This window comes from Leptospira alexanderi serovar Manhao 3 str. L 60 (assembly GCF_000243815.2).
Classification (GTDB): Bacteria; Spirochaetota; Leptospiria; order Leptospirales; family Leptospiraceae; genus Leptospira; species Leptospira alexanderi.
Map to the genome: position 1 here is coordinate 1 of NZ_AHMT02000056.1, position 5,000 is coordinate 5,000.

The 5,000-nt window shown below is 35.1% G+C and carries 4 protein-coding genes and 1 pseudogene (1 of these 5 running past the window's edge); 2 read left to right on the forward strand and 3 right to left on the reverse strand.

Annotation, left to right across the window (positions count from 1 at the left end; all coding sequences use genetic code 11):
* Window positions 1–113: 113 nt before the first annotated feature.
* Both LEP1GSC062_RS25665 and LEP1GSC062_RS19200 read left to right on the forward strand, forming a co-directional pair.
* A pseudogene (locus tag LEP1GSC062_RS25665) lies at window positions 114–1,113 on the forward strand (IS630 family transposase).
* 1,266 nt (window positions 1,114–2,379) lie between these two features.
* Window positions 2,380–2,772 (forward strand): hypothetical protein, encoded by a 393-nt coding sequence (locus LEP1GSC062_RS19200; protein WP_010576322.1) that lies wholly within the window; start codon window positions 2,380–2,382, stop codon window positions 2,770–2,772.
* 143 nt (window positions 2,773–2,915) lie between these two features.
* Here LEP1GSC062_RS19200 and LEP1GSC062_RS19205 read toward each other — a convergent pair whose 3' ends face one another.
* The 3 genes in view from LEP1GSC062_RS19205 to LEP1GSC062_RS19215 are tightly spaced (at most 9 nt apart) and all read right to left on the reverse strand, a layout consistent with a single transcriptional unit that may run on beyond the window.
* Window positions 2,916–3,314, reverse strand: coding sequence for an STAS domain-containing protein (locus LEP1GSC062_RS19205; protein WP_002749574.1), 399 nt, complete (start codon window positions 3,312–3,314; stop codon window positions 2,916–2,918).
* A gap of 9 nt (window positions 3,315–3,323) precedes the next feature.
* Window positions 3,324–4,328, reverse strand: a complete 1,005-nt coding sequence (locus LEP1GSC062_RS19210; RefSeq protein WP_010576321.1) for an LB_137 family protein — start codon at window positions 4,326–4,328, stop codon at window positions 3,324–3,326.
* A protein-coding gene (locus LEP1GSC062_RS19215) for a hypothetical protein (protein WP_010576320.1) crosses the window boundary here: on the reverse strand, window positions 4,325–5,000 show its 3' portion. It continues 779 nt past the right edge of the window; only the last 676 of its 1,455 coding nucleotides appear in the window; its start codon lies beyond the right edge, outside the window — the gene reads right to left on this strand; it ends in the stop codon at window positions 4,325–4,327. Before LEP1GSC062_RS19215 ends, LEP1GSC062_RS19210 begins: the two co-directional genes overlap by 4 nt.

Sequence of the window (5,000 nt, forward strand, 5' to 3'; positions counted from 1 at the left end):
CTAAATCTTTGAATACCGGTAAAAGTTATTTTCTAACGAAAATTTCTTTTCTTACTACTGATCCCTAACAAAAAAGAGTACCAAAAATATAACAATAATATCCCATTGTCATAATGCAAAACTTAGAAAGGGAAAAGTTAAAACGTTTGGAAAAACGTAGGTTGAAGGGAATTGCTCTATTGAAGAAGGGCTATACGTGCTACGGAGTATCAAAAAAGCTTGGAGTAAGCAAGCAATCGGTAATGCGTTGGCGAGAAAGATATGAAAAGGAAGGAATCGAAGGAGTAAAATGGAATGGTCGACGAGGTCGACCGACCAAATTGACCATTTCAGAGAAGAAAGAATTAAAAAGAATCATCTTGAAAGGTCCGATCAGTAACGGTTATCCGAATGAACTTTGGTCAACGTATCGTGTATCAGAAATCATACGAAAAGAATTCGGAGTAACGTATCATCAAGATTACGTAGGAATTCTCTTACATCAATTAGGATTTTCGTATCAAAAACCTAAAAGAAGAGCGTTGGAAAGAGATGAAAAGGCAATTGAAACTTGGAAAACGAAAACTTGGCCCGGTATAAAAAAAAGCAGAGAATGAAGGGTTTAAGGTCATATTTTTAGATGAAAGCGGAATCAGCCAGAATCCATATACGATAAAAACTTGGAGCTTAATCGGAAAGACACCGATCCTTCGTCACAAGATGTCTTGGAAAAAGTTATCAGTAATCGGTGCTATTTCTAAAAAAGATTTTCACTTTCAGATCATAACAGGCTCTGTTAAAAGTCAGGACCTTATTTATTTTTTAAAGATACTTTTAAAGGGAAATCGTAAAAAGATTTTAATAGTTTGGGATAATTTATCTGCTCGTAAAAGCAAAACAATGAATGAATTTTTAAAAGCAAACGAGGAAAGGCTTCGAGTAGAATTTTTGCCTCCTTATGCTTCGGAGTTAAATCCGCAAGAATATATCTGGTGTCGTTGGAAGAAAAACTATATGGCTAATTTTTGTCCGGAGAATCTTAGCCAATTGATTCAAAGAACTAAATCTACTTTAGGTATATTGAAATCAAATACAATCAGTTTTGATAGTTATTGGAGACAAGCCGGCATTTAGGTACTCATTTTTATAGTGATCAGTAATATCGAATGCCGCTTGTTGATTCGATTCATTCAGTCTTGGAATGATTCTAAACTATAATGGATTTTTTATTTCTCAGTTCCATAGCAAGTTCTTACATTTAAATCTTCTCAATCTAAGATAAAAACTTTATAGATTTCTATTTCGATAATTTTCTACTTCATTTTGAAACACCTTATTATCTAGATAAGTTGGAGAGATAAGAATTGTTTCATTTTACAGAATTATCAAAGTGAAGTATTAAAATTTTAATTCTAGATTCGAATTGATAAATTAGAAAAATGTAAAATCCTAAATGTATAGAGAGTTTTGTAAATTCAGAAGAGCCAATAATAAAAAAGCGTTCCTTTTATAGGATGCGGCGAATCAGGTAAATGGATTTTATAAACTATAAATACGCTGAGTGTTCCGGGTTGTCTTAAAGTTTGAAAGGCTTTATAGAATTGTATCTGAAAATATTCGGTTCAAAAGATTTTTTCACATATTGGTTCTGATCTTCGAAATGATTTTTAATGAATGTAGGACGATTGGATTGGGAATTTTGCGTTTTATTTTCAAGATAACTGGAGTTTAAAATATTGCGCATCTCCGGTCTTTTATCACTTAAATCAAAGGGCTGAATGTGTTTTCTATTTTTGAAAGTTCAAAATCAATATTGGCCTAATCATTAGTTCTAATCCAGTTTATGAAGACGAAAATTTGAATTTTAAAACAGAAAGAAGGAGAGTGAAATAGAAGAGAAGTTGAACGTGCAAGACGAAATAGATGTTTAGAAACGGATTGAATTGTACAAGAAACTAAGTTTGTCGGTTGAAGAGAGTAAAGTGATTTGATCATACATAAAAGTCTAAGATCTTTCTTTATTGTGGATAAGTTAGTCGATTTGACTTCAAATCAGAGTAGAAGGAACGAGATTTATGTATGGCTTAACAACTTACAGCGCGTCCCAAAATTCCAGTTTACTTTATCGGAAAGATCAAGCCGCGGGAACTCAACAGAACGCTTCCTAAGCTCAAATCTCGCTCCCGAAGGCGAAGGGTCTCGCGTTCTGGGTTCTGTCTCCATCGAACACTGAGATGCTTTAGTTTCTTTTGGGATAGGGCCTTATAACGATTTGTACAACTATTCGAATTATATATTCTATCTTATGTGTAAAGCTGTAAAATTTAAAATATGAGGGTACCAATGCAGGTCAGTAATGAGTTCGTTGCATTCAATGTGCATGGAATAGCTATCAAAGTGATGTTGATCAAGTTGTCGGGGATTATTGAGAATCGTTCTATCATGAACGTTCGCGATGTTATTTTATCGATTTTAGATGAGTTTACTGGGCTTTATATTTTGGATTTAAATGAGATTCAGAATGAAGAATTTATCAATCTGACTAACTTTAGAAAGATGCTCTCGGATTCTATTCGTGCGAATCATAATTGTATTATATTATCTAAGTGTAAGAAATTGGAATTGTGGATTGAAAACTATTCCGTCTTCAACGGGGTTTATCTGGCTAAAAACGATACGGAATTGATTCAGATTTTAAATGAAAAAGTTCCGAGTGACATTTTTCTGGAAGATACAAACGACGAACCCGATATTCGATTGCATCTGGATTACCTGATCAAAGACGGATACTAATTTCCACTATCTTTTTTGATTTCCTCATAACTAGAAGACGAGTTCTATAATTTATCAGACTGAATTATAAAAAACTCGCTACAGTCACCTTTCTTAAACTCGAAACAATTTTGAGTTTAAGAAAGTTGGATGAACCAATTCGATTAATATGTCATCGCTTTATCGACCGCTTCGTCCAAATCAATCGACATAGTGATGAGTTTATCTAATCGAGTTAATTCGAAAATCTTGCCAATCGAACTCGGAATCGAATAAACAATCAAGGCACCTTTGAGTTGTTTCATCAATTTGGCTTGCGTGCTGATAAGGACCGCAAGTCCCGAGGAATCGATATGAGCTGTAGCTGATAAGTCTAATAAAAGGACCTTAGCTCCTTCGTCGATTTTCAAATTGAATAAATCTTTAAGTTTTTTTGAAGAAAAAATATTTATTTCTCCGTTCGTTTTTACAATCGTAACATACGGTTTTAGTAGATGATTTACGTGAGAATTCGATATGACCTCTACGGATAACTCGTCCTTTGAATTGTTTGTTGTTTCCATTTTGTTTTCCTAAAAGTTAATGTTGATTTTCATTTCAATTTTTTGATCCTTTTCTATCGAATGTAGGTTTGGATTTGCCGGATTTACAGGGACTTCCTGAAAGAAAAAGGAAAATGTGGCCGGGAAAGTAAGTAATACGGTGTTAAACAAATAAGTGCAGGCCAATGATATTAGAAAAAGTTGATTTAGATTCTTATGTTTATTAAATTCCCCGCTCGATTCTTCCGTCCAAAGAACGGATCCGTCCCTTTGGGGAAGCAATGACGGACTTTTTCCTTGCGCATTTTTAGCTTCTATATATTCGTAAATACTTCCCGCTGCAAAAAGTGCGGTTAATCCCATCAATGTAAATCCGCTTTTTGTATGTCCTTGCTTCTTGAGATAATAACCCGGTATTAAATAATCCAGAATTGTGATCGGTTGAATTTCTTTTTCTTTCGGAAGATCCTTTTTTTCTTCGGTGGTCTTATAAAACAAAGACGCGATTTCTTCTTTCGGAATAAGGGTCGGAGTTGGATCAGACTCGTTTTGAACGGAAATCGTTTCGTCCTTTACGCTTTGAATGGGGGATAGAATTTCCTTTTTGTCCTTAGAAGTAATCCGTATTTGGAAACGGGCTTTGGAAAGTTGTTCTAAAATTCTCGTAGACGGTTCTTCAATACCGATCGATTCCAAATCTTTGAAGGAAGCCCGGAGATAACGGTTGTTTTCATCGATGTAATAAAGTGTGTTGACGTTGAGCCTGATAAGTTTGAGATTACATTTCGATTCCGGTTGTTCTTTAAAATGTATACAAAGGTGATTTCCCGCTTCTTCGAAAAATAATTCGGCTATATCTTTTTTAAAAATTTTGATGTCTTCTCCTTCCGCTGTGATGATGATATGATCCGATGTTCCTTCCGTTTCTTTAAGGTCTCCCGAGACTTGTTCTCCCGATTTTAGGATTACCCGATGCGCTTGAAGTTGGGTCGTTAAAAAGATAAATAATAAAATATATATTAGAATTTTTCTCATTTCGACAACTCGATTTGAATCGGAGAACTCAGACTGATTTTCTTTTTGGAATTTTTTTCGATCAAGGTAATGGATTGATCGTCTTCAAAGACCGCTTTTAGAAATGGGATTTTCTCTTTGTTTTGAATGAATAAAAGTTTACGCGAATTTTTGATGGAATTTTTCATAACGGTGATCGAGTCGATCGTATAAGTGGCCAGGGTAATTGGGAAATGGGCCGAAAAAAGTTTGGTTTCGTCTCCATCTATGATGATCTTATCTCCGTAAACGGGAATGGAGTCGGAGACCTGGATTGCGATATAATTTTTAGCCTCGATTTTCGCTTCCTCTTCTGCTTTTTTTAAAAATGCTTCCGACTTGGAAACAACTTCTTGAATTTCGGAACTCAGAAGACTTTTCTTTTCGTCAATGCGACTGGTTTTGTCCGGATTGGATAAATTGTCTTCCACATTTGTTCGCTTTAATTTTTCGGAAGAAGTTTTGATCTCTGCGGCTTCGCTTGTGTCTCCGAGTCTTTCCGCATTCTTGTCGGAGATTTTTACGATTTCATTTCCTGCATTGTAATAATGACCCAACATCATCAATCTACGATTTGCTTTGATCGCAATTTCCTTGTCCGTATTGGAAAAGGCGAGCTTTGCATATTCGGTGATCGCTACATTTTGATTTCCC

Coding starts and splice junctions, on each gene's coding strand:
- LEP1GSC062_RS19200 (WP_010576322.1), top strand. CDS start 2,380: ATGTTGATCAAGTTGTCGGGGATTATTGAGAATCGTTCTATCATGAAC.
- LEP1GSC062_RS19205 (WP_002749574.1), bottom strand. CDS start 3,314: ATGGAAACAACAAACAATTCAAAGGACGAGTTATCCGTAGAGGTCATA.
- LEP1GSC062_RS19210 (WP_010576321.1), bottom strand. CDS start 4,328: ATGAGAAAAATTCTAATATATATTTTATTATTTATCTTTTTAACGACC.